This window comes from Afipia felis ATCC 53690 (genome assembly GCF_000314735.2).
In the GTDB taxonomy this organism is placed as follows: Bacteria; Pseudomonadota; Alphaproteobacteria; order Rhizobiales; family Xanthobacteraceae; genus Afipia; species Afipia felis.
On record NZ_KB375270.1, the window covers coordinates 3,119,428 to 3,142,135 of the forward strand.

General features: G+C 62.6%; 26 protein-coding genes and 1 pseudogene. 20 read left to right on the plus strand and 7 right to left on the minus strand.

The annotated features are described in order from the left end of the window. Positions 1–8: 8 nt before the first annotated feature. The 6 genes from trbK-alt to HMPREF9697_RS14865 are packed head-to-tail and all read left to right on the plus strand — an operon-like array spanning position 9 to position 4,873. On the plus strand, positions 9–335 hold the full coding sequence (gene trbK-alt / locus HMPREF9697_RS14840) for a putative entry exclusion protein TrbK-alt (RefSeq protein WP_002718054.1): 327 nt from the start codon (positions 9–11) through the stop codon (positions 333–335). After that, positions 332–1,693: a P-type conjugative transfer protein TrbL gene (gene trbL, locus HMPREF9697_RS14845; RefSeq protein WP_002718055.1), complete on the plus strand. Its 1,362-nt coding sequence runs from the start codon at positions 332–334 to the stop codon at positions 1,691–1,693. Before trbK-alt ends, trbL begins: the two co-directional genes overlap by 4 nt. A 3-nt stretch (positions 1,694–1,696) precedes the next feature. After that, complete coding sequence (gene trbF / locus HMPREF9697_RS14850) at positions 1,697–2,386, plus strand: conjugal transfer protein TrbF (RefSeq protein ID WP_002718056.1); 690 nt, start codon at positions 1,697–1,699, stop codon at positions 2,384–2,386. Continuing rightward, a complete protein-coding gene (trbG, locus tag HMPREF9697_RS14855; RefSeq protein ID WP_002718057.1) occupies positions 2,383–3,456 on the plus strand; it encodes a P-type conjugative transfer protein TrbG in 1,074 nt (357 codons plus the stop codon). Before trbF ends, trbG begins: the two co-directional genes overlap by 4 nt. Then, complete coding sequence (locus tag HMPREF9697_RS14860; RefSeq protein ID WP_002718058.1) at positions 3,453–4,649, plus strand: TraB/TrbI/VirB10 family type IV secretion system protein; 1,197 nt, start codon at positions 3,453–3,455, stop codon at positions 4,647–4,649. Before trbG ends, HMPREF9697_RS14860 begins: the two co-directional genes overlap by 4 nt. Then, positions 4,646–4,873, plus strand: coding sequence for a DUF2274 domain-containing protein (locus HMPREF9697_RS14865; RefSeq protein WP_002718059.1), 228 nt, complete (start codon positions 4,646–4,648; stop codon positions 4,871–4,873). Before HMPREF9697_RS14860 ends, HMPREF9697_RS14865 begins: the two co-directional genes overlap by 4 nt. On the opposite strand, the gene HMPREF9697_RS14870 is transcribed toward HMPREF9697_RS14865, so the two are convergent. The 5 genes from HMPREF9697_RS14870 to HMPREF9697_RS14890 all read right to left on the minus strand — a co-directional run bounded on the left by HMPREF9697_RS14870 (position 4,870) and on the right by HMPREF9697_RS14890 (position 8,522). After that, positions 4,870–5,787, minus strand: a complete 918-nt coding sequence (locus HMPREF9697_RS14870; RefSeq protein WP_002718060.1) for a LysR family transcriptional regulator — start codon at positions 5,785–5,787, stop codon at positions 4,870–4,872. The genes HMPREF9697_RS14865 and HMPREF9697_RS14870 overlap by 4 nt on opposite strands. Before the next feature lie 122 nt (positions 5,788–5,909). Continuing rightward, positions 5,910–6,434 (minus strand): DoxX family protein, encoded by a 525-nt coding sequence (locus tag HMPREF9697_RS14875; RefSeq protein ID WP_002718061.1) that lies wholly within the window; start codon positions 6,432–6,434, stop codon positions 5,910–5,912. Position 6,435: 1 nt separating this feature from the next. Further along, positions 6,436–7,236: an HvfC/BufC N-terminal domain-containing protein gene (locus tag HMPREF9697_RS14880; RefSeq protein WP_002718062.1), complete on the minus strand. Its 801-nt coding sequence runs from the start codon at positions 7,234–7,236 to the stop codon at positions 6,436–6,438. Continuing rightward, positions 7,220–8,110 (minus strand): MNIO family bufferin maturase, encoded by an 891-nt coding sequence (gene bufB / locus HMPREF9697_RS14885; RefSeq protein ID WP_002718063.1) that lies wholly within the window; start codon positions 8,108–8,110, stop codon positions 7,220–7,222. Before bufB ends, HMPREF9697_RS14880 begins: the two co-directional genes overlap by 17 nt. Positions 8,111–8,174: 64 nt before the next feature. Then, on the minus strand, positions 8,175–8,522 hold the full coding sequence (locus HMPREF9697_RS14890) for a BufA1 family periplasmic bufferin-type metallophore (RefSeq protein ID WP_002718064.1): 348 nt from the start codon (positions 8,520–8,522) through the stop codon (positions 8,175–8,177). 376 nt (positions 8,523–8,898) lie between these two features. Between HMPREF9697_RS14890 and HMPREF9697_RS14895 the strand changes: the two genes are divergently transcribed. The 12 genes and pseudogenes from HMPREF9697_RS14895 to HMPREF9697_RS14955 all read left to right on the plus strand — a co-directional run bounded on the left by HMPREF9697_RS14895 (position 8,899) and on the right by HMPREF9697_RS14955 (position 18,397). Beyond that, positions 8,899–9,534, plus strand: coding sequence for a sigma-70 family RNA polymerase sigma factor (locus tag HMPREF9697_RS14895; RefSeq protein WP_002718065.1), 636 nt, complete (start codon positions 8,899–8,901; stop codon positions 9,532–9,534). Next, a complete protein-coding gene (locus HMPREF9697_RS14900) occupies positions 9,531–10,202 on the plus strand; it encodes an NrsF family protein (protein WP_002718066.1) in 672 nt (223 codons plus the stop codon). Before HMPREF9697_RS14895 ends, HMPREF9697_RS14900 begins: the two co-directional genes overlap by 4 nt. Continuing rightward, positions 10,199–10,801 carry a TlpA disulfide reductase family protein gene (locus HMPREF9697_RS14905; protein ID WP_002718067.1) on the plus strand — a complete coding sequence of 201 codons (603 nt, stop codon included), beginning with the start codon at positions 10,199–10,201 and terminating at the stop codon, positions 10,799–10,801. The genes HMPREF9697_RS14900 and HMPREF9697_RS14905 overlap by 4 nt, the downstream gene beginning before the upstream one ends. A gap of 39 nt (positions 10,802–10,840) precedes the next feature. Then, positions 10,841–11,717 (plus strand): annotated as a pseudogene (locus HMPREF9697_RS21540) (S-methyl-5'-thioadenosine phosphorylase). Between the two features lie 167 nt (positions 11,718–11,884). Beyond that, on the plus strand, positions 11,885–12,823 hold the full coding sequence (locus HMPREF9697_RS14920; RefSeq protein ID WP_002718069.1) for a radical SAM protein: 939 nt from the start codon (positions 11,885–11,887) through the stop codon (positions 12,821–12,823). Next, complete coding sequence (locus HMPREF9697_RS14925) at positions 12,810–14,264, plus strand: dihydrolipoyl dehydrogenase family protein (RefSeq protein WP_002718070.1); 1,455 nt, start codon at positions 12,810–12,812, stop codon at positions 14,262–14,264. The genes HMPREF9697_RS14920 and HMPREF9697_RS14925 overlap by 14 nt, the downstream gene beginning before the upstream one ends. Then, a complete protein-coding gene (locus HMPREF9697_RS14930; RefSeq protein ID WP_244597769.1) occupies positions 14,264–14,971 on the plus strand; it encodes a TVP38/TMEM64 family protein in 708 nt (235 codons plus the stop codon). Before HMPREF9697_RS14925 ends, HMPREF9697_RS14930 begins: the two co-directional genes overlap by 1 nt. Then, entirely contained in the window at positions 14,968–15,627 is a 660-nt protein-coding gene (locus tag HMPREF9697_RS14935) for a TIGR04283 family arsenosugar biosynthesis glycosyltransferase (RefSeq protein WP_002718072.1), read from the plus strand. Before HMPREF9697_RS14930 ends, HMPREF9697_RS14935 begins: the two co-directional genes overlap by 4 nt. Positions 15,628–15,743: 116 nt before the next feature. Further along, positions 15,744–16,292 (plus strand): TIGR04282 family arsenosugar biosynthesis glycosyltransferase, encoded by a 549-nt coding sequence (locus HMPREF9697_RS14940; protein WP_244597771.1) that lies wholly within the window; start codon positions 15,744–15,746, stop codon positions 16,290–16,292. Positions 16,293–16,473: 181 nt separating this feature from the next. Then, complete coding sequence (locus HMPREF9697_RS14945) at positions 16,474–16,872, plus strand: thioredoxin family protein (RefSeq protein ID WP_002718074.1); 399 nt, start codon at positions 16,474–16,476, stop codon at positions 16,870–16,872. 22 nt (positions 16,873–16,894) lie between these two features. After that, positions 16,895–17,623, plus strand: coding sequence for a cytochrome c biogenesis CcdA family protein (locus HMPREF9697_RS14950; RefSeq protein WP_002718075.1), 729 nt, complete (start codon positions 16,895–16,897; stop codon positions 17,621–17,623). A 105-nt stretch (positions 17,624–17,728) separates the two neighbouring features. Further along, complete coding sequence (locus HMPREF9697_RS14955; RefSeq protein ID WP_002718076.1) at positions 17,729–18,397, plus strand: hypothetical protein; 669 nt, start codon at positions 17,729–17,731, stop codon at positions 18,395–18,397. Positions 18,398–18,524: 127 nt separating this feature from the next. Here HMPREF9697_RS14955 and HMPREF9697_RS14960 read toward each other — a convergent pair whose 3' ends face one another. Continuing rightward, entirely contained in the window at positions 18,525–18,851 is a 327-nt protein-coding gene (locus HMPREF9697_RS14960) for a hypothetical protein (RefSeq protein ID WP_002718077.1), read from the minus strand. Between the two features lie 299 nt (positions 18,852–19,150). Continuing rightward, positions 19,151–19,600 (minus strand): DUF6789 family protein, encoded by a 450-nt coding sequence (locus tag HMPREF9697_RS14970; RefSeq protein ID WP_002718078.1) that lies wholly within the window; start codon positions 19,598–19,600, stop codon positions 19,151–19,153. A gap of 450 nt (positions 19,601–20,050) precedes the next feature. Here HMPREF9697_RS14970 and HMPREF9697_RS14975 point away from each other — a divergent pair, with 450 nt between their 5' ends. Both HMPREF9697_RS14975 and HMPREF9697_RS14980 read left to right on the plus strand, forming a co-directional pair. Further along, a complete protein-coding gene (locus tag HMPREF9697_RS14975; protein ID WP_002718079.1) occupies positions 20,051–20,317 on the plus strand; it encodes a heavy-metal-associated domain-containing protein in 267 nt (88 codons plus the stop codon). After that, the gene (locus HMPREF9697_RS14980) at positions 20,304–22,706 is read left to right on the plus strand and encodes a heavy metal translocating P-type ATPase (protein ID WP_002718080.1); all 2,403 of its coding nucleotides are present in this window, start codon (positions 20,304–20,306) and stop codon (positions 22,704–22,706) included. The genes HMPREF9697_RS14975 and HMPREF9697_RS14980 overlap by 14 nt, the downstream gene beginning before the upstream one ends. Positions 22,707–22,708 lie beyond the last annotated feature (2 nt).

Consider the following 22,708-nt stretch of genomic DNA (forward strand, 5'->3'; position numbering starts at 1 on the left):
GCGTCGCGATGCTGGGACGATCGGAGATCTTCCGCGCGGCCGCGATCGTCGCCCTGGTCGCGGTGTTCATCGCGACCCTCGTCGCGGTCAACTGGCGTCCCTCGGCGCCCGTCGTCGAGACGTCTCCGACCATCAATCCAGCATCCGATGACCTCTCGGCCGAGCTGCGCCGTTGCAGCGCGCTCGGTCCTCAGGATGCCGAAGACCCGCATTGCGTCGCGGTCTGGGAGGAGAACCGCCAGCGCTTCTTCGGCAGGCCGGCGCGGCCGCTGTCGCCACAAACGCCCCCAGGCGCCGCCGCGCCGGCCACCCCTGCTATCGGAGACGCGCGATGAACAATGTCGGCGTCATCGACACCTTCCTCAACACCTTCACCACCTACATCGATTCCGGATTCGGCCTGATCAAGGGCGAGGTCGGCTATCTGTCGTCCACGCTGATCGTGATCGACATTACGCTCGCCGGCCTGTTCTGGGCTTGGGGCGCCGACGAGGACATCCTGCAGCGGCTGGTGAAGAAGACCCTCTACATCGGCTTCTTCGCTTTCATCATCAACAACTTCAACAATCTCTCGGCCATCGTCTTCAACAGCTTCGCCGGCCTCGGCCTGAAAGCGGGCGGCTCTTCGATCTCGACCGCCGACTTCCTGCGGCCGGGCAAGCTCGCCCAGGTCGGGCTCGACGCCGGTCAACCGCTGCTCGACGCGGCCAACCAGATGATGGGCTTCACCAGCTTCTTCGCGAATTTCGTGCAGATCGCGGTGCTGATGGTCTCATGGGTCCTGGTGCTGATCGCTTTCTTTATCCTGGCGGTACAGCTCTTCGTCACTTTGATCGAGTTCAAGCTGACGACGCTCGCCGGCTTCATCCTCATTCCCTTCGCCCTCTTTAACAAGACCGCGTTCCTCGCCGAAAAGGTACTCGGCAACATCGTCGCTTCGGGTGTGAAGGTGATGGTGTTGGCCGTCATCGTCGGCATCGGCACCGGCCTCTTCTCGCAGTTCACTCAGACCTACGCCGGCGGTCAGCCTACGGTCGAACAAGCGCTGTCGGTGGTGCTCGCCGCACTCGCCATGCTGGGCCTCGGCATCTTCGGCCCGGGTATCGCGACGGGCCTGGTCTCTGGCGCGCCTCAACTCGGTGCGGGCGCGGCTGTCGGCACAGGTCTCGCCGTCGCGGGCACGGCAATGGCCGGCGCCGGTGCGCTCGGCGTGGCCGGGAGGGGGGCGATGGCCGCCGCTTCCGGTACGGCCGCCGCCGCACGCGGCGGCGCGGCGATGGCCGGTGGCGCATCCTCCGCCTACAGCCTGGCTTCGGCCGGACGATCCGGCGCGTCGAGCGTCGCGGCGGGTCTTGGCGGGGTGGGACGCGCGGCGGCTTCAGCTGCATCAGGCCCGATGCGGCGCGCTGCCGCCCAGGCCGCTAGCTCCATGCGCCAAAGCTTCGCAGCCGGCGCGCGTTCCAGCTTCGCCGCCACGGGCGGCCCGTCGACCGCGGGAACGGTCGGCGGCAATCCGCCGAGCGGGCCAGCGCCGGCCGGGAGTGGGTCAGCCGACTTCGGCCCGCCGGCCTGGGCACAACGCATGAAGCGCAACCAGTCGATGGTCCACGGGGCGCAGACGGCCGCACAAGGCCTCAAGTCCGGCGACAGCCATGGCGGCGGCCATTCCGTCGATCTCACAGGAGGAGAATAAGAGATGGCGCTGTTCCGCCGCCCCACGGTTCGTTACGGCCGGACGCCCGAGCCTGAGACCCCCTATCAGCGCGCCGCCCAGGTGTGGGACGACCGCATCGGCTCGGCCCGGGTGCAAGCGAAGAACTGGCGGCTCATGGCCTTCGGTTCGCTCGCGCTCTCCATGGGCCTCGCCGGCGGCCTCGTCTGGCAATCGACTCACGGCAGCATCGTCCCTTGGGTCGTGCAGGTCGACAAGCTCGGCCAAGCGCAGGCTGTCGCCCCCGCCGCCGCCGACTACACGCCAAGCGACCCACAAATCGCCTGGTATCTCGCCCACTTTGTCCAGATGGTCCGCGCTCTGCCGGCCGATCCGATCATCGTGCGGCAGAACTGGCTGCAAGCATACGACTTCACCACCACCTCGGGCTCCCAGGCGCTGAACGACTATGCCCGCGCCAACGACCCGTTCGCCAAGCTCGGCAAGCAGCAGATCGCCATCGACGTCTCAAGCGTGATCCGCGCCTCGCCCTCGAGCTTCCGCGTCGAATGGGTCGAGCATCGCTATCAGGACGGCGCGCTCGCCGACAACACTCGTTGGACCGCGATCCTCACCATCGCGATTCAGACGCCAGCTTCCGCCGACGTGCTCCGCAAGAACCCACTCGGCATCTACGTCACCGCAATCAACTGGTCGAAGGAGCTGGGACAATGACCCCGCCGATTTCTAAGGAGGCCGGCGGTCCGGCTTCACGTTTCTCCGCCAATCCGCAAAGCCGGAGGGGAGCAAATGCGGCTTTCCGTAAGGCCGGCCTCATGTCTTTGCTGATGTCCGTCACCGCGCTTGGCGGTTGTGCGAACAATTTCGTTCCGCCCGACATCAATTACGACAGCGCCGCGCCAGCCAAGCTCACCGTCGATCCACCGGCGCCCATCAGGATCGTCGAGCTTCCCAAGCCACTTCCGCTACCCGGACAATTGAAGCCGATCGAAGGTGGAAAGCCGACACCGGAAGCCGCTGACCCGACTGTGCGTGTCAACCAAGCCAATGCCGCGGCGCGAATCCAGCCGGTGCGCAACGGCTTCATCAACGCGGTTCAGGTCTATCCCTTCTCCGGCGGAGCGCTCTATCAAGTCTATACGGCGCCCGGCGAGATCACCGATATTGCACTGCAGGACGGCGAGCAGCTCGTCGGCTCCGGCCCCGTGGCAGCCGGCGACACCGTGCGGTGGATCATCGGCGATACCGGGAGTGGCGCGGGCGCGACCAAGAAGGTCCACATCCTAGTCAAGCCGACGAGACCGCAGCTGCTCACCAATCTGGTGATCAACACGGATCGGCGGACCTATCTCCTTGAGCTGCGCTCGACGGAGAAGACCTATATGGCCTCAGTCTCCTGGCAGTATCCCGAAGACCAGCTCATCGCGCTTCGGCGGCAGAACCAGGAGGCCGCCGCCGCGGCACCGATCGCGGCCGGCGTCGATCTCGCCTCGATCAACTTCCGTTACGCGATCCAGGGCGACAACCCGGCCTGGCGGCCGCTGCGCGCCTTCGACGACGGGAAGAAGGTCTATATCGAATTCCCGAGCGGCATTGCCCAGGGCGAGATGCCGCCGCTGTTCGTCATCGGTCCGGCCGGCGGCTCCGAGCTGGTGAACTACCGGGTGAACCGCAACTACTACATCGTTGACCGCCTGTTCGCCGCCGCCGAATTGCGTCTCGGCGACAAGGATAGCGAGCGGCGCGTCCGCATCGTCCGCACCGACGGAAGGCCGCGGTCATGACGGCGGAAGGCCCTGAAGAACAACCGCCGTCGCCAACGCCCGTCGTACCGCCTGACCTGCGGCTTCGGGGCGAACGGCCACGCGTCACGCGCTTGTCGCGCAGGGTGCTGATTGGTCTGGGCGCCGTTTCGGCGCTCGCCGTCGCGGGCGCGCTCGGCTACGCGCTCCAGACTCGCCACGCGGCGCAGAGCGGCCAAGAGCTACTCTCAACGCAGAGCCGTCCCTCGGCTGAAGGCCTGGCAAGACTCCCAAAAGACTATACCGGCCTGCCGCGGCAGGCTCCGCCGCTTGGGCCGCCACTGCCCGGCGATCTCGGCAAGCCGATCCTCAATGCCGGTGCTGCGCCGAACACCGTCGCTTCCGCAACGACGCCCGATCCGGAAGCGCAGCGCCGAGCGCAAGAGATCGAGGCGGCGCGGCTCAGCCGTCTCTTCGCCCAGACCAGTCAGCAGCCTCGGCCGGTCGGGCTCGCCGCGCCGGCTGCAACGGGGACCACGGCGGGCCCGCCGCCCACACCGCCGGTCGAAGCCGGCGCCGCGCAGAACATGCAGGACCGCAAGACGGCCTTCCTCAACGCTTCGACGGACAAGCGCACGGACCGGCTCGACGCCAAGGCCTCGCCTTACATCGTGCAGGCCGGCACTGTGATCCCTGCCGCGCTCATCACGGGCATTCGTTCCGATCTGCCCGGCCAGATCACCGCGCAGGTGACCGAGGCGGTCTACGACAGCCCGACCGGCAAATATCTTCTGATCCCGCAGGGCGCAAAGCTGATCGGCCAATACGATAGCTCCGTCGCCTTTGGCCAGAGCCGAGTTCTCTTGATCTGGACCCGCATAATTATGCCGGATGGCAACTCGATCGTGCTGGAACGCCAGCCCGGCGCCGACACGCAGGGCTATGCTGGCCTCGAGGACGAGGTCGACAACCATTGGGGCATGCTGTTCAAGGCTGCCGTCCTCTCGACCCTGCTCAGCGTGGGTGCCGAAGCGGGCACGAGCCAGAATGAGAACAACCTTGTTCAGGCGATCCGCAGCGGCGCCTCCAACAGCATTAGCCAGACCGGCCAGCAGATCGTCCAACGCCAGCTCAACATCCAGCCAACTCTCACGATCCGGCCGGGCTTCCCCGTCCGCGTCATTGTAACGCGCGATCTGGTGCTGGCCCCGTATGCGCAGGGAGGAACGCCGTGACGAAGCTCAAACTCGGGACGCTCCCGGATGACAAGCCAGTAAAGGTCAGCCTCGAATTACCCGCCTCCGTGCATCGCGACCTGGTTGCCTATGCCGAGGTGCTGGGACGGACGACCGGACGCCCTGTCTCAGATCCCGCCAAGCTGATCGCGCCGATGATCCAGCGCTTCATGGCCACTGATCGCGCCTTCGCCAAGGCGCGAAACGATCGTGCCCAGCCTTAACTTGGATCAGAATCGCTCGATAGATCTGGATAACGTTCGCGGACCATGTCGAGAAACGGGCGGAGAGAGGGGTTGCTATTCGTCTTCCGCCAGTACGCCCAAAAGTTCAAACGTGTTGGCCCATCGCTCTCGTGGACTTCCCGAAAGGTGACGCCGGGATATGTCGCGCCCGTTGCGCCCTCTAACGCAACCAAGATACCCCAACCAGCGCCGACCATTGTCAGAAGCCGGTCCAGCGCAACTTCGTGGTGGTTCAGTCGACCGGCGTCTTGGCATCCGAGTTTGTTAGCGAGAAGTTTGATGAATTCCGGACCAGGCCCACGCAACGGCACCAGCAGAACCTCGGCTTTCAGGTCGGCCCAGTGAATCGTCTCTCGGCGGCTGAGCGGGTGATCCTCCGGAAGCGCAACCACGACCCGTTCGCTCCAAACCGGCAATGACCTTCCCTCCCATCGGGCATGGCCTTCTGCAACGAATGCAATGTCAACCGCTGAACTCGCGAGATCAGCTATCAACTGGTCGCTCGATCCATCGACCAAGTGCGTTTCTACATCCGGAAAGCGCTTGCGATATTCGATGAGCGTGGCGCGCAAATTGCCGGCCGAAAGAGAAGCATGGATGCCGATCGTCAGGCGTCCACTCTCGCCCCGGGAGCGGCTTTTGAGGCGAGCCGTGATTGTTTCTGCCTCACCAATTATCCGGCGCGCGGCGTCTAGGAACTCCAAGCCTTCAGTTGTCGGCCGAGTGCCGCCGTTCGTTCGTTGGAAGAGTTGGACACCAAGCATGGACTCCAAACCGCGCAAGCGGCGGCTAAGCGTGGATTGACGGATGTTGAGTGCTTCCGCTGCCTGACGCAGACTCCGGTGCTGCGTCGCGATGATGGCCCATCTGAGATCTTGCAGTTCTATGGGCATCTTCGAAAGTCAGCCTCAGCGGCAGACTCCGACGCGCGTCACCGAGCGATATCCGATCTCGAGCCGGTCTCAGCGTTGGGCCTGCCATGTTTGCAGGGTGGATCCACGAGGGCGCAGTTAGGTCATTTCGTTTTCCCGAATGCGCGCTTTGCAACGGCGGAGAGGGTCGCATCGAGGGATAGACGGCCCGGCCCTAACGCCATGATGGCGAGCGCCATCGAGGCCCATGGCAGATGGAAGTTCGCCCAGCCTTCGGGGACGGTAAGCTGGATGACGCCTGTCATCGTCAGAAGCCCGAGCGCGACGAAGCGGGTGCCCAGGCCGAGAACTAGCAGGATCGGCAGCGTGATCTCCGCCATCCCCACCAGATGCGCAACGACAATTGGCATCGGGAACGGATACTCGCTGCCGAAGATGTGAAGCTTGAACATGTTCTCGAAGAGGAAAGCGGTGCTCGGTGACAAGGACAGGAAACCGTCCCAGCGCGTCAGCCCTGACTTGAAGAATGGAACGGCGAGCGCGATCCGCAGAATCGGCGGCGCCACGATCACACCAATTCTGCCGATCCAGGATTGCAACATCTCCGCAAATCGACCGATGCAGCCCGATCGAAGGGAAGACAGTGCATGTAATGTGCTGGCGCTCATATTAGGATCCTTGCGCATCAAGGCAGATGCCCGTGCGCGTCTGAAAGGCGAAGAGCGCGCCGGCGTCGATAAGACCGGCGATGTTCGCGGTAAGGTCGAAACGGCGATCACAGGCGGTGGCTAACTGGGTCGCATCCGCGACGGTGTGCCCAGCGTCGAGCGCGCCGATGAAGTCCGCAGCTCCCGGCGGCAGAGATCGAACTTCGACAGTCGCGTCCGGCCGAACGACCAAGGTGTCTTCGCCTTCATCATCCAACGTCACCTGTCCAGGCTCACCCTCCTCAGCATTCATGCGCCATATCGTGAGTGCCGGCATGCTGGAACGGCAAACCTGGACGGACGGGTGAAGCAGGAGGCGAAGGCCAGGAAGCTCGTCAGCCGCTATGTTGGCGAAGGAGCCCGAACTGAGCGGGCAGGCCTCCGCCGCGTGGTAGGCTAAGACCCAAGCCCATTCGATGCGCGTCACATCGGCCAGATAGGGCACGCTTGCGGCTGGGGGAAACGTCTCAACGAACGCAGGAAATGTCCCGCCGTACTCGAGAAGGATCGGCGACCGCGGCGGCTCGGCGCGGACATAAATCCCCGCCATTGCGTCGAAGAACTCTTCCCCGACCAATCGCCGTGCCGCGGGGTAAGCAGCCTTCAGTATCTCGGTGAGGCCCACGACGACGTTGTTTCGGTAAACCGCGAAGCGCTTCGGACAGACGTCACCATCGGGACCAATGATCCCGCTCGGCGTCGGGCGCTCTGGATCGAGCAGAGCGGCCGCAAATTCCCGCTGCCGATCAGCCGATAGCAGCACGACGAACTTCCTTCGTTTCGAGCGCGCCCATCAGGACGTCAGCCATAGCGGCCTCGGCCGCGAGTTCGCGCCACGGGGGAATGTTGGCGTCCCATTCAATCAGCGTCGGGATGGGCCCCGTGCGCGTGATGACCCTCCGGAAGAGATTCCACACCAGCTCGTCGACGAGTTTGTCATGGGTGTCGATAAGCAGCGGGCGCCCCTTATCGTCAATCTCGCGCGTATGGCCCGCGAGATGGATCTCCCGTACATGGGCGAGAGGGAAATCGGCGATGTAGCGCTCCGCGTCCCAAAGCTGGTTTGTGCAGGAGACATGCACATTGTTGACATCCAGCAACAAGCCGCAGCCGGTTCTCCGCACAACCTCGCTGATGAATTCGGTTTCCCCCCACGTGCTCTCCTCGAACCAAACATATGTCGACGGATTCTCAAGCAACATCTGGCGGCCGAGCGCCGTCTGCACCTCATCGATATGGTCCGAGACGCGCACGAGCGTCTCGGTGGTATAGGGGGCCGGCAACAGGTCGTTCAAAAAGCCAGTATCGTGCGTCGACCAGGCGAGATGTTCGGAGAACAGTCCCGGCCGGTATCGACGGATGAGGTCGGCGAGCCTGGTCAGGTGTTCTCGATCGAGCGGCCGCGTGCCACCGATCGACAACCCAACTCCATGCAGCGACAGGGGATACCGTTCGCGAATGCGCGTCAAATACCGATGAGGCGGGCCGCCGGCCCCCATGTAGTTCTCGGCGTGAACCTCGAAAAACCCGACATCGGGCGTCTCGGAGAGAATGCGCTGATAGTGCTCCGCCTTCAGGCCGACGCCGGCGCGCCGGGGTATGGCGGTCTTATCCGCCGGACAGAGTTCTGTCGACATGGGAGCCTCTCAACAACGGGGTGAAGGTTTGGGCGGACGCATGCGCCATCCGCCCATCGACGCTTCAGGCCTTCGGGGTGAGGCTGCCCACGCCATTCGGCGTCTTGATCGAGGTGCAGGTCCCCTTCGGCTCCAGTTTGAAGGCGTTGCCCTGGTAGTTGGCGGTGCTTGTGCCGGCGCAGGTCGTGCCGGCCCCGGCGTAACAGTCGTTCTGGCCCTTCAGGGCGACGCCGTAGCACATCTCCATCTTGCCGGACATGACCGACTTCTTGGTCATATCCTGCTTCTGCATCATCTGCTCCTTGGTCATCATGCCGGAGCTCTGCGCCATCGCGGGCGCCGCAGCGAGACCACCCAGAGCAAGGGCGAAAGCGCTCGCCACGAGCGTGGACGTCGAATGATTGACCTTCATGTAGAAACCTCCGAACGGGTTGAGCCAGCGACGGAGATCGTGCGCTAGCGAGCACGCTGTTGTAGCCTGCTCAATTCAAAGTTCGGCTGTTGGGGTAGAATGGTTACGTTCAGCAGGCGCGGCACATTTCGGCCCACTCATCACGACGAGGCTTCGCCCGACGTCACAGCGCCATTGACCTCGGCGGATCTTCCGCCCGGCCTTGGCGTCACGCGGCCCCGCGGCGGTCACGCATGCGTTCGCATCTCAGCATTAAAGGTTACTATCAGTCGGCAAAAAGAAATCCCCTGCCAGAAGCCTTCCTCGGAGATACGATGGAACAACGCGCCAGACGTCATGTCGAATCGCGGCACCGAAGTTACGAGGAAGACGGTCGATGGCATCGGGCAACCAGAAGGGTAACCCGCTATTGAGAGTCGTTGGTGGAAGCCAGACCAGTCGCCATGCTGATAGTACTTCGGCGAAGCGCGACGTCGAATGGTCGATCTTCATGGCGCGGGCGCAGGCCGGCGACGGTGAGGCTTATCGACGGCTTCTGACCGAGATCACGCCCTATCTGCGCCTTTTGGTGGGACGCCATCATCGCTCTCCTCAAGATGTCGAAGACACGATCCAAGACATCTTGCTCACCATCCACTCCGTTCGCCAGATATATGACCCGACACGTCCCTTCACACCCTGGCTTGTGGCAATCAGCCGTAGACGGATCATTGACCGGCTGCGGCAACAAGGACGTTCCGCTCGTCGCGAAACGCCATTGAACGAAGACCATGAAACCATTGCTGACGCTGAGACGAACTTAGAGACGAGAGCTGATGGACGATCGGTGCGCGAAGCGGTGGAGAAACTGCCGCCAGGCCAACGAGAAGCCGTCACGCTCCTGAAGCTCCAGGAGATGTCGTTGAAAGAGGCTGCGGATCAAAGCGGTATGTCCATCGCGGCGTTGAAGGTCGCGACGCATCGGGCTCTCAAGAGTCTCCGCGCGATTCTTGGCAAGGGTGATATTACGTGATCACGACCCCAGACCTCATTGCCTCTCTCAGCGCGAATGCGACGCCCGTGCGCCGCCTGCGACCGCCGGTTCTGCGCGCGTGCTTCTGGCTCGCCCTGGCGGCCCTGGTTCTCGTCCTGCTCGGCATCAGCCACGGCCTGCGTCCGGACTTCGCAAAGCAGCTCGCCGATCGCGTCTACGTGGTTGGACTTGTTGCCTCTCTGCTGACAGGTGTGCTGGCAGCCGTTGCTGCGTTCATGCTCAGCCTCCCCGATCGTTCACGCCTGTACAGCCTCCTGCCTCTGCCGAGCCTGCTGGTCTGGATGTCGACCGTCGGCGTCGGTTGCCTGACCGATTGGGTCTCCGTAGGCCCAGCGGGCATGCAAATGGGCGAGGCGGTATCGTGCTTCGCGACGCTGGTGTTGACCAGCCTGCCGCTGTCCTTAGCGCTGCTTGTCATGCTGCGTTACACCGCTCGGCTGCGCCCGATTGCCGTAATCTGGATGGGCAGTGTCGCCGTTGGAGCGCTGACCGCAAGCGCCCTGTCTCTGTTCCACGACATTGACGCAACTGTCATGATCCTCATGTGGAACCTCGGGGCCGCAATCCTGATCATCGCCCTTGGCAGGATCTTTGGACGACGAATGCTGTCCTGGGTGGCGCCCCAGCCGCTGGACCGTTTCACATGATGTGGACGCGCCCGTTCCTGCTCATTGCAACACTGGTTCTCGTTTCTGCGGCGGCAATGATCTCTAGCGCGAATGCACGCCCCGAATCGCTCAATCCGCCAACGCTGCGCAACGGAATAAGCCAGTTCATTTTAGAGGAACCGCTGAAACCTGCGCCGCTCATGCGACTCCGCGGCCTCGACGGCCGCATGCTGAGCATGGAAAAGTTCTACGGAAAGGTCGTCCTTCTTAATTTCTGGGCCAGTTGGTGTGCTCCTTGTGTGGAGGAAATGCCGTCTCTCGAGGCGCTTGCGGCCAGTCTTCCTCCCGACCGCTTTGTCGTCGTCGCGGTCTCACTTGACGGCGGCGATGGACGGCAGGTGCAGTCGTTCATCAATCGACACAATCTTCGGCACCTGACCGTGGTGCTTGATCCCGACCACGAGTTCGGTGCGCTGACCAGTGAGGGGAAGCCGGAACCGGTTATGCCCGTCTATGGATATCCAACCACCTACGTCTTGGACAAGCGGGGCTTGGTCACAGGGTTTCTGGTTGGTCCCACGACGTGGGACTCTCCACTCGCACGTTCGTTCATCGACTATTTCATCAATCTAAAGTGACGGCTTCGCCGTCCGCTCACGAACCAGGGCGAAGTAAGAATGACCATTTTAGGCGTACTTGGCGGAAGCGGCGTTTACGACATTGCCGGGCTTGAGAATCCAACTTGGCGGAGGGTCGCATCGCCCTTCGGCGAGACATCCGACGAATTTCTTTTCGGTACGCTCGACGGTCTAGAAGTCGTCTTTGTCCCGCGCCATGGCCGCGGCCATCGCCATTCGCCCAGTTCGATCAACTACCGCGCAAACATCGACGCCTTGAAAAGGTCCGGCGTTACCGATCTCTTGTCGGTGTCGGCCTGCGGCTCGCTTCGCGAAGATCTTCCACCAGGCCATTTTGTCGTCGTGGATCAATTCGTCGATCGCACGATCGCACGACAGAGCAGCTTTTTCGGGGAAGGGGTTGGTCGCTCATATCTCAATGGCGCATCCGACCTGCGACCGGCTTGCGAAATTTGCGCATCAATGCGCCGCCGAGGCCGGTATACCAGTCAGGCGCGGCGGCACCTACCTCGCGATGGAAGGACCGCAATTCTCCAGCTTGGCCGAGTCGCGCATCTATCGGTCATGGGAGTGCGACGTCATCGGCATGACCAACATGCCGGAAGCGAAGCTCGCCCGCGAGGCCGAGATGTGCTTTCTCACTGTCGCAATGGTCACCGACTTCGATTGCTGGCATCCCGATCACGCACACGTCCAAGTCGCCGATGTCATCCGCGTGCTGAACGAGAACGCCGAGAAGGCCAAGCGGCTCATTCGCCTGCTTGCGCTGCGGCTGAGGGACGACAGACCCACTCTCTGTCCCCATGAATGCGACTGCGCATTGGATGTCGCCCTTGTTACCGCGCCCGGTGCGCGCGACCCAAGCATGGTGGCAAAACTCGATGCTGTCGCCGGCCGCGCTCTGAGGCGGTCCTGAACTCGGCCTCCGTCCGACGGCGACGCTCGTTTCATTCACGGAATCGCCGCGGCGCCGCGGCCGATGTCGCCAACCCTCGCCGTGCTACGCCTCGCGATTCGCGAGGACGAAACCTTTTCGGCCTGTCCGCGAACTTATCATAGAGGGGACGCGACGTCGGATGTGCCATGGTCCATGTAACGCAGAAATTCATTGATCCATTTGTCACCGCAACCGGCGCTCCGCGTGCGAGCGTCAGGCTCGGCACCCTTGAAACGCTCTGGTTCAATACCGGAACGCTGTGCAATCTCGCCTGCGACAACTGCTATATCGAGTCGAGCCCGCGAAATGACCGTCTCGTTTATTTGACCAGAGAGGAAGTACGGCGCTTCCTGGACGAGGCGAGGGAGCGCGACCATCCGCCGGCAGAGATCGGATTCACCGGCGGCGAACCCTTCATGAATCCCGATATCCTCCAGATGATCGCCGACAGTCTGAGCGCGGGTTTCAGGGCGCTGGTCCTGACGAACGCGATGAAGCCGATGCAGAGGCTCAAGACGCCGCTCGCGATCCTTAACGCCGAGTTTCCGGGCAGGCTCGCTGTAAGAGTCTCCCTCGACCGCTACGAAAGAACCGGCCACGAACAGTTGCGCGGCCCGCGAAGCTGGAAGCCGACCATCGCAGGTCTGTTGTGGCTGGCTGAGGCCGGATTCAATATATCCGTAGCTGGTCGCATGGTCTGGAAGGAGGCCGAAGATCAGATCAGAGCGGCCTACGGCCGGCTATTCGCGGAGCTGGGCCTTTCGATTGACTCCGCCGACCCCGCGGCCCTCGTCCTCTTCCCGGAGATGCGGGCTGGCGAAGACGTGCCGGAGATCACCGAGCAATGCTGGTCAATTCTCGGGCGCAGTCCCTCCTCTGTAATGTGTGCAAGCTCGCGCATGGTCGTGAAGCACAAGGGCGCGGATTCGCCGACGGTCGCAGCTTGCACCCTTCTTCCTTACGATCCGTTGTTCGATCTCGGTGGGACGCTCGCGGCGGCGACGGTGCGGTCCGTCCCGCTCATGCACCCCTTATGCGCGCGGTTCTGCGTCCTGGGCGGAGCGTCGTGTAGTGCGCAGCACTAGATCAATCCGGCGCTCCACCGAAATCAATACCGATCTCTGCGTCATCGGCGCGGGCTCCGCGGGCCTGACGATTGCCGCGGGCGCAGTGCAGATGGGCGCGCGCACCGTCCTCATCGAGGCCCATCGCATGGGCGGCGATTGCCTCAACACCGGATGCGTGCCTTCGAAGTCGTTCTTGGCGGTCGCCAAGCTTGCTCACTCGCTCCGAGAGTTGGCCCCCTACAGCCGCCTACCGGCCGAAGCACGTTTCGACTTCGACAAGGTGCATGGCCAGGTGCAGAGCGTCATCAAAGCTATCGCGCCAAACGATTCCGAGGAACGCTTCACACGGCTCGGCTGTACTGTGATCCGGGAGCACGCGCGCTTCTTGGACAGACAGACGGTCGAGGCCGCCGGCCAGCGCATCCGCGCCCGCAGGATCGTCATCGCGACCGGAAGCCGGCCGCGCGTCCCGCCGATCCCCGGTCTCGACCAGGTTCCCTATCTCACTACGGAAACGCTGTTCGAAAACACGGTCCTCCCGCAGCACTTACTGATTATCGGTGGCGGTCCCGTTGGCACGGAGATGGCCCAGGCGCATCGCCGCCTTGGAGCCGAGGTCACCTTGCTGTCGCGCGGTGCCCTTCTGCCACGCGACGATCCAGACGCCGTCGACGTGCTGCGCCAAGCACTCCACGAAGACAGCGTCGCGCTGCATGAGTTCGCCAACGAGCTGAGCGTCACATGGGCCTGTGGGCGCATCTTAGCCTCGTTCGTCGGCCGGGACGGGGCTCGACGTGAGCTTGAAGCGAGCCACGTGTTGGTCGCGGCAGGGCGCCGGCCGAATATCGAAGGTCTCCACCCCGAGGCGGCCGACGTCCGCTACAGCGAAAAGGGGATAGAGGTCGATGCGCGCCTGCGCACAAGCAACCGCCGCATTTACGCTGCTGGCGACGTTGCCGGTGGTCCTCAGTTCACCCACCTCGCCGCGTACCACGCCGGGATCGTCCTTCGGAATGCGCTGTTTCGACTTCCCGCCAAGGCGAATCTCGCAGCGCTTCCGTGGGTCACCTACACGGATCCCGAACTTGCCCAGGTCGGGCTGACCGAAGCGCAAGCGCGCGAAGCCCATGGCTCGGCTCTGAGGGTCCTCAACACTCCTTTCGCGGACGTCGACCGCGCGCAAACGGACGACGCTCAAGGTGGATTCGCCAAGATCCTCGTGACCAAGCGCGGGCGGGTCGTCGGTGCGACCATCGTCGGCCGGCAGGCTGGCGAACTCGTGGTGCCCTGGGGTCTTGCCGTCGGCGGAAATCTCAAAATCGGCGCATTGGCGCGTGTGATCGTGCCCTATCCCAGCCTCAGTGAAATCACGAAGCGCGCGGCCAGCGCATTCTATACGCCGGCACTGTTTAGCGCCCGGACCCGCTGGCTGGTGCGGGTCCTTGGGTGGTTCGGATGATGGCCGCCTCACTCACAAAGCGCCTCGTTCCGGTCGGCTTTCTCGTTGCGGCTGTCGTGGCCTATTTTCTGCTGGGCCTGAACCACTACCTCACGCTCGATCATCTGCGCGCCAACGCACAAAGGTTGCACCAGTTCACGGATGATCACCGCTTCGTCGCGATAGCCGTGTTTTTCGCGACCTACGTCGCTGTCGTCGCCCTGTCCGTGCCTGGCGCCGTCTTCATGACGATCGCTGGCGGACTGATTTTCGGGCTCTGGCTGGGCGCTGCACTTAACATTCTGGCGGCGACGACCGGGGCGATCATTCTGTTCGTCATCGCGAGGTTCGCCTTCGGCGGAATGCTGCAGGCCCGCGGCAACGCTTTCATTGCGCGGATGGAGGCCGGATTCACCCGCAATGCTTTCACCTATCTCATGTTCTTGCGGCTCGTACCTCTCTTTCCGTTCTGGGCTGTCAATCTGGCGGCGGCCGCATTTCGCACCCCACTGCGGTCTTTCGCTCTCGCGACACTGATCGGAATCATTCCCGGCACGTTGGCTTTCACCTCGATCGGCGACGGCCTATCCATCGCCGCGGGTGCGAGCTCGCGCGGTCCGAATGACGAGATCTTAGGGCCCACAATGATCGCGCTCCGCATCGGTCTCGCTCTGCTCGCGCTCGTGCCCCTGCTCGTCACTTGGCTCAGAAAGCGGGGGACGCGATGACTTTGACCGTCATCATTCCCGCGCTCAATTCGGGAGCGAGTCTGCCAGCAACCCTCGCGGCGCTCGGGCGCCTGGACCAGGTGCTGATCGCGGACGGCGGTTCGACGGACGACACCGCTGATGTCGGCCGGGCCCGAAACGCGCGTGTCGTGCAAGCGTTACGCGGTCGGGGAAACCAGCTCCGCGCTGCCGCAGCAGAAACTGAATGGCTGCTATTCTTGCACGGCGACACGCTCCTCGAGAACGGCTGGAGGGACGAAACAGACGCGTTCATGGCGGCGCCCCACAATGCCGAACGCGCCGCCGTCTTCGGCTTCGCATTGGACGACGCCTCCACCGAAGCCCGCCGCTTGGAGCGTTGGGTGGCGTGGCGGGTACGGACTCTTGGCCTCGCCTATGGCGATCAGGGCCTTTTGATCCGGAGGGCATTCTATGAGGCTTTGGGGGGCTTCCGCCCCATCCCCCTCATGGAGGACGTCGATTTGATCCGACGCATCGGACGCCGGCGGCTCGTGGTCCTGCAAACACGTGCGCTGACCTCGGCCGCTCGCTGGCGCCGGGACGGCTGGCTTCGGCGAAGCGGCCGCAATCTCGGCTGCCTGACCCTGTATTTCCTGGGCGTCCGCCCACGCCTCATTCATCGACTTTATGGCTGAACATGGCGCTTAAGTGTCATCTCGTCATCTTCGCCCGTCTTCCCCGCTTGGGCGCAGGAAAACGACGCCTCGCCAAGGGCGTCGGCGCGGTCGAAGCTCTCAGGTTTCAGCGTACCATGCTGGGCATCACGCTCCGCCGCCTGTCGGGCGATCAGCGTTGGATCACCTGGCTGGCGATGACGCCGACGCCACGGCGTGCGAGACAATTTGGGGTACGTACCATCCCTCAAGGGCGCGGCTCTTTGGGCGATCGGATGGCCACCGTGGCCCGTGCGATGCCACCAGGTCCCGTCGTCATCGTCGGCAGCGACATTCCGGGAATTTCCGCGGCTTCAGTTGCCGCAGCCTTCCGCCTGCTGGGAAGCAAGGACGCCGTCTTCGGTCCGGCACTGGATGGCGGCTATTGGCTTGTCGGCCTGCGCCGTCGTCCGAGATTCCTTGCCCCGTTCGTCGACGTGCGGTGGTCATCTCAGCACGCGCTCGAAGATACTCTTGCCAATCTATCGAGTTACTGCGTCGGATTTGTCCAGACACTTGAAGATGTCGACGACGCCACAGCCCTGAAACGCCATCTTCCCACAATAGGCACGTTCGCCCGCAGAAACCGGATCGCCTCGAGTCGCTCGAACACAGTCGATCAAACCTGTTCGGTGCGGTCACCATGACTGCAGGACCGGCGCTCGAGCGGCAGCCCGCCTTCGCAAGCAAGCAATTTTCCGCGTCCCGCTGCCAAATTACTTGAGCTGGCGAGGTAACCTCGGGCGGTGGGCGCCGAACTCTGAATTAGGGACGGTCGGCGTCAGTAGAAACCGGCTGCTCCCGCTTAACCGTCATCGGGAGATCCGGATGTCACCCATCAAGCTTTTGTCCACCGTCATGCTCGCGATGAGCTTATCAATAGCAATCAGCCAGACCGCCCTGGCAGCGACAGAAGCGCCGTACACGCAACAGGCGTTTGCGGCGTCCCAGCATGAGGGCAAGCCGATCCTCGTCGACATCTCCGCAAGCTGGTGCCCGACCTGCGCGAAGCAGCGTCCTATCATCGATCGGTTGGTCGAAAACCCGGCATTCGGGGATCTCGTAATCTACAAGGTCGATTTCGACACGCAGAAAGATGTGGTCCGTTCGTTTGGTGCGCAAACGCAGAGCACACTGATCGTGTTTCGTGGCCCCAAGGAAAAGGGACGGTCGGTCGGCGACACTGATCCCGATTCGATCAAGGCGCTTCTCCTGAAAGCGAACTGAACTCGTTCGCGGAATCGGAAGCATGGCCCTCCCAATCGGCAGTATCGGTTTCGGCTTCGTGGCCGGAATCCTTTCGACACTATCCCCATGCATTCTTCCGCTGCTACCGCTTGTCCTCGGACCGGCGGTCGCTGCACACCGCCTGGGTGTGCCGGCATTGGCCGCCGGCCTGGTCACCTCATTCGTCGCTGTCGGGCTCTTCGTGGCGACGGTCGGCTTTTCTATTGGCCTCGACGGCAGCGTCTTCCGTTCGATTTCCGCGGTGCTCCTGGGTCTCCTGGGGGTGGTGCTGCTCAGCGGCGCACTGCAACAGCGCTTCGCAATCGCCGCCGGAGGGATCAGCAATGCCGGCAATCGGTTGATCGCGCGAATCTCGCCGAGTGGGCTTCGCGGCCAATTCGTTCTCGGATTGCTGCTCGGCGCGATCTGGAGCCCCTGTGTCGGGCCGACCCTCGGTGCAGCCTCCGTCCTCGCGGCTCAGGGACGCGATCTTGCCAGCGTGGCGATCGTCATGGTGGCGTTCGGTCTTGGGACCGCCATCCCGCTGCTCGTCGTCGGCTCGCTCTCACGCCAGGCGCTCAGTCGCTGGCGGGGCAATCTCATAGGAGCGGGGAAGCTCGGTAAGGTCATCCTCGGCGTAGGAGCGTTGGCCGTAGCAACGATGATTCTTAGCGGGTTCGATCACACACTCGAGGCCGCGCTCGTCGCTGCATCTCCCACTTGGCTGGTTGATCTCACGACACGCTTTTGATGGTCGCGGTGTGGCGATCCCACTCGAATGCACCCATGCTGATGCAACAGCGTGGGTCGTAAACGGCTTCCGACTATTCACCGCAACTCGTTAGGACACGTAGCCATGAACAGACTGACCCGTCGATGCCTGCTTGGTGCTGGAGTAACTCTTGGTATTGCCGCGGCAGGGCGCACGCAGGCGTGGGCTGCTCCGGAGACAGCCCGCGATCTCCAATTCATTCTGCATGCGGTGTTTTTCTCCGATGAGACCCATCAGGCCCAGCCGCTTGATCCCCATGCGTTCGTCAAAGACCCCTCGGCCCCAGCCGGCATCGGGCCGCAAAACATTCCGCACATCGCGGGCTTTCGGCCCGCGCTCGTGGCTGGGCCATTGGATGTCGAAACCTTCAATGCGCAAGGCAAGAGTCTCGGCTTCAGTTTGGCGGATTGGTTCGCCGCCAAAGGGTCCGTCAAGATCACGCCGAGCGACGCGGGAGCGCGACTTGACTGCCGCTTCACTCAATTGCGACCGAACGGAGTCTACAGTCTGTTCGAGAACCATTTCGATCAAAAGCCAATAGGCTTTACGCCGTCGGACGGTCGCGGTAAGGGCAACAGCTTTACTGCCGGCGTAAACGGAAGCGCCGCCATCAGCATGACGTCACCGCACCCTTTGACACACGACAATGCCGTGCTGCTCGTCTACCATAGCGACGGCGTCACCCACGGATTGGAACGTGGAGAGATCGGCGTCACAGCGCATCACCAGATCATCGTCCGAATACCAGCATGACATACATACGCTTGGGAAAGGCGGCCACGTCGGGTTCCCGATCCACTGAGACGGCTGATAAAATCATTCAACCGTTCGAACCGGCTTGCTGCCTTTCCCGAGCTCTTCATTCCGTCCGGAGTGACATCTAATCGAGTCTACGTACACTGATGCTGGTTGCATGCTGTGGCACAGCCACCCTGAGAAAAATAAAGAAGAAGATTGGGTTTGGTAGAAAATAACGCCAGCCAACCATGTGATCTCGGCCGCCATCACGATCGAGAAAATCAAGCCAGATATAGAAGAATTTGTACACGCAGAATCCCGGAATCCAGTTCGTGCGGAATCCTTCGGTCTTCAGACAGCCCTTGCTGATGTAGTAGTTGCCCTCAAATGAGGTAATGCCAAGGAATCCGAGTGGACCTTCGGCAAGGAGTTCTCCATCTGGCTCGTGATAGATCTGGATGCGTGACATGCGACGCCTCACCAATGCAGAATTTTCGCAAACTTCGTGACGGCTACCTTGCGCCAAGCGAGAAGGCACATGGTCAGCAGCAGTGTTCTGAGTCCCACAGAGATCGGAAATCCGTAGCCGAAGTTTGGAATTACAAACAGTAGCAATCCGTTTCGGTCCTCCCGACGATCTGCATCGCTATTGCCATCATCGGCGTGCTGCGCTCCTCGATCCTCCGTCAGCAAATTGCGACTGTCACATCGGACACAGAGAGATTGATGCCCAATTCAAGGGATGCGGCGACTCCGTTCGCGAGGCGATCAGGCCGCAACTGCTTGGTTCCGTTGCGTCAAGGCGCCGTAGACGCCACCTAGCACGGCCCCATAGATCCAGTGCAGCATGAGGGTGGCGACCGGCGCCATCATACCCAGGCCCAGTCCAAACAGGCCAGCCCCGGCCATCGGCATCAGCATGATCATCATGATGAACCAGGCGCCAGTCGCGAAAATTGCGCCGCGCAACCAGTGGGGTCCGGGCAGCTTGGCGTCCAGCCCAGCATAGAGGAGACCCCAGAGGACCGTGCCGATCACGAAATGCCCCATCCAGCCCATCAGCGGCATGCTGGAACCAGACATTTTCGTGATCATCGCGATGGGGTTGAGTTCGGGCATGAGCCCCATGGCTTGCTTCATCATCATGATGGCGGAAAGCACGACCGTCGCGGCCAGTCCGGCGAGGAGGCCTTTTCCGTATTTCTCGGCGTTATTCATAGCTGGGCTCCGGAAAGGATGGATGGAAACTCATAGTCGAGGATGGGGTGCGCTGACGGCTGTCTGATCAACGCGAGGCGTCTTGCGCTGATAGTCCGAGACAACGCCCGCCGCTTTCTCGCAAGGGGACTAACCGTTTTGAGCCGGCTCGGGGCCTCCTTCAGCTTGGTCCAGAACGACGTTTGACGGGACAATCATTCGCGGCAATCCGACGGCTAGTGATCCCCTTATTGAGTTCGGCCTGTCGTGGCAGAAGGTTACGGTGCGGTCATCGCAGCAGGCCGATCGAAAAGCCGCATCAGCTTCACCGACTGTCGACGCCGCCGCCTCATTTGTTTGCTCACCCTCCGGCGCTTTTCCCCTGAAAGCGAAATTTTGTGCGCCGGGCTTGACCTTCCAGTAACTGGAAGCCCCATCTTGCCTTCCAGTAACCTGGAAGGAGTGAATTCCATGGATCAGCAAGGTGCACATGAAGTGCGCGAGATCGTTCTCACGGTCTCCAGGATGACGTGCGGCGGATGCGCCAACACGGTGACACGCATCCTGTCTCGAGTTCCGGGGGTCGTCGATGCAAAGCTAGATTTCGCGACCGGGCTCGCGACGATCAAGGGAGAGGCACCGGCTGCAGTGCTCATCGCGGCCGTCGAGGCGGCCGGCTATGGAGCCAAGGACGCCGGCTCTGATGCCCAGACGGGAGGCTCTAATGGAAGCGCCTGAAGTCCTCGATGATCGTACACGCGCCATCATTCCGATCGAAGGAATGACCTGCGCGACCTGCGCGGGCCGGGTCGAGAAGGCGCTACAGGCCGTTCCCGGCGTCGAAGCCTCGGTCAACCTTTCGAGCGAACAAGCCGATGTGGTGTTCAATTCGGCTCAGGTTCAGCCGGACGCGTTAGTGGAGGCGGTCTCGCGCGCCGGCTACGACGTCGCTCACGAGACGCGGGAACTTGCCATCTCGGGCATGACCTGCGCGACTTGCGCGGGCCGCGTCGAAAAGGCTCTTCTTGCGGTGCCGGGCGTGATCCGGGCAGAGGTCAACCTTGCCAGCGAGAACGCCACCGCCGAGGGCGTCGCCGGTCTCTTGCGTCCGGCCGATCTCATCGCAGCCGTGCGTCGCGCCGGATATGATGCCGAACTTCGGACAGGCGACGTCGAGCGCGATCGGCAAATCCTCGCCGCGGAAGAAAAGCGGCTCAAGCAGGAAGCCTGGCGGATGTTTGGGGCCGCCGTGCTCAGCGCCCCTTTGCTGTTGCCAATGGTTGGCGTCGAAGTACCCGCCTGGTTACAGCTCACGCTGGCGACGCCCGTCCAGTTCATCCTTGGCGCACGTTTCTATGTTGGCGCATGGAAGGCATTGCGGGCACGTACCGGCAACATGGACCTTCTGGTCGTGCTCGGCACATCGACTGCCTATTTCTACAGCCTTTACATGCTTTTCGCAGGGCACGCCGGCGAACATCTCTATTTCGAGGCGGCTGCCGTCGTCGTTACCTTGATCCTTGTCGGCAAATGGCTCGAAACCCGCGCCAAGCGAGCGACGACCTCGGCCATCAAGGCGCTCATGGCACTGCGGCCGGAGAACGCGCGCGTCATCCGCGACGGCGCGGAGATCGAGGTGCCGATTTCAGCCATTTCGCCCGGAGATATCGTCGTCGTCCGGCCGGGCGAGAAACTTCCAGTCGACGGCGTGGTGGTCGAGGGACACAGCGAGGTCGACGAGAGCCTTCTGACCGGAGAAAGCCAGCTGTTGTCAAAGCAAGCGGACGATGCTGTGGTTGGCGGCTCGGTCAACGGTAGCGGCCTGCTCCGCATCAAGACAACGCTTGTCGGGGAAAAATCGACGCTCTCGCGGATCATCGCGCTCGTCGAGAATGCGCAAGGCAAGAAGGCTCCGGTCCAGCGTCTCGTCGATCGTGTCGCCGCGGTTTTCGTTCCGATCGTGATCGTTGTCGCGATGGCCGCGTTCTTCGGTTGGTGGCTGATCGCAGGAAACCTTAACTCCGGCATCGTAGCAGCCGTCGCGGTGATGGTGATCGCCTGCCCTTGCTCGCTCGGCCTTGCAACGCCGACGGCCTTGATGGTCGGCACCGGTGCGGCCGCCAAGGCCGGGATCCTGATTCGAGATCCGGAAGCTCTCGAAGTCGCCCACAAGCTCGACACCGTGGTTCTCGACAAGACGGGCACGATGACGGAGGGCAAGCCCACCGTGACGGAAATGCTCACTACGGGAATTTCGGAGAGCGAACTGCTTGCGCTTGCCGCCGCCGCCCAAACCGGTAGTGAGCATCCGCTCGCCCATGCTGTCCTGACAAAGGCGGAAGGCCTCAAGCTGGGTCGCCTCGAGGACTTTCAAAGCCATCCGGGTATGGGCCTCACCGCTCGCGTTGCCGGGCGACAGATCGCCATCGGCAATCGCCGCCTGCTTGCGCGGGAGCGTGTGCCGCACGATAGCTTGGAAGTTCAGGTGGCTGCCCTAGAGGAGCGCGGACGCACTGTGATGTGGGTAGCCGCGCTTGAACCCCAGCCGCTGTTGCTGGGCGCCATCGCGGTCGCGGACCCCATCAGAGAGACCGCCAAGGCTGCCGTGCAGAGCCTGCAGCGGCTTGGCCTTGAGATCATCATGTTGACTGGCGACCACGAACGAACCGCTGCCGCCGTCGCGACGGAGCTCGGTATCAAAAGGGTGATCGCCTCTGTACTTCCCGGTCAGAAGGCCGACGAGGTTCGCCGTCTCCAGGCGGAAGGACGCACCGTCGGAATGGTCGGGGATGGCGTCAACGATGCGCCGGCGCTCGCCGCCGCGAACGTCGGCATCGCCATGGGCGGCGGCTCGGACGTGGCGATGCAAACGGCCGGCATCACCTTGATGCGGTCCGATCCACTTCTGGTCGGCGACGCCATCGCAGTCAGCCGGGCCACCCACAACAAGATCCGGCAGGGCCTGTTCTGGGCGTTTTTCTACAACGTGATTGGCATGCCGCTGGCCGCTTTTGGGCTTCTGAATCCGATGATTTCCGGCGCGGCCATGGCACTGTCCTCAGTGAGCGTCGTGTCCAATGCGTTGCTGTTACGTCGCTGGCGGCCGGCTGCAAAGAAAGGGATTTAATG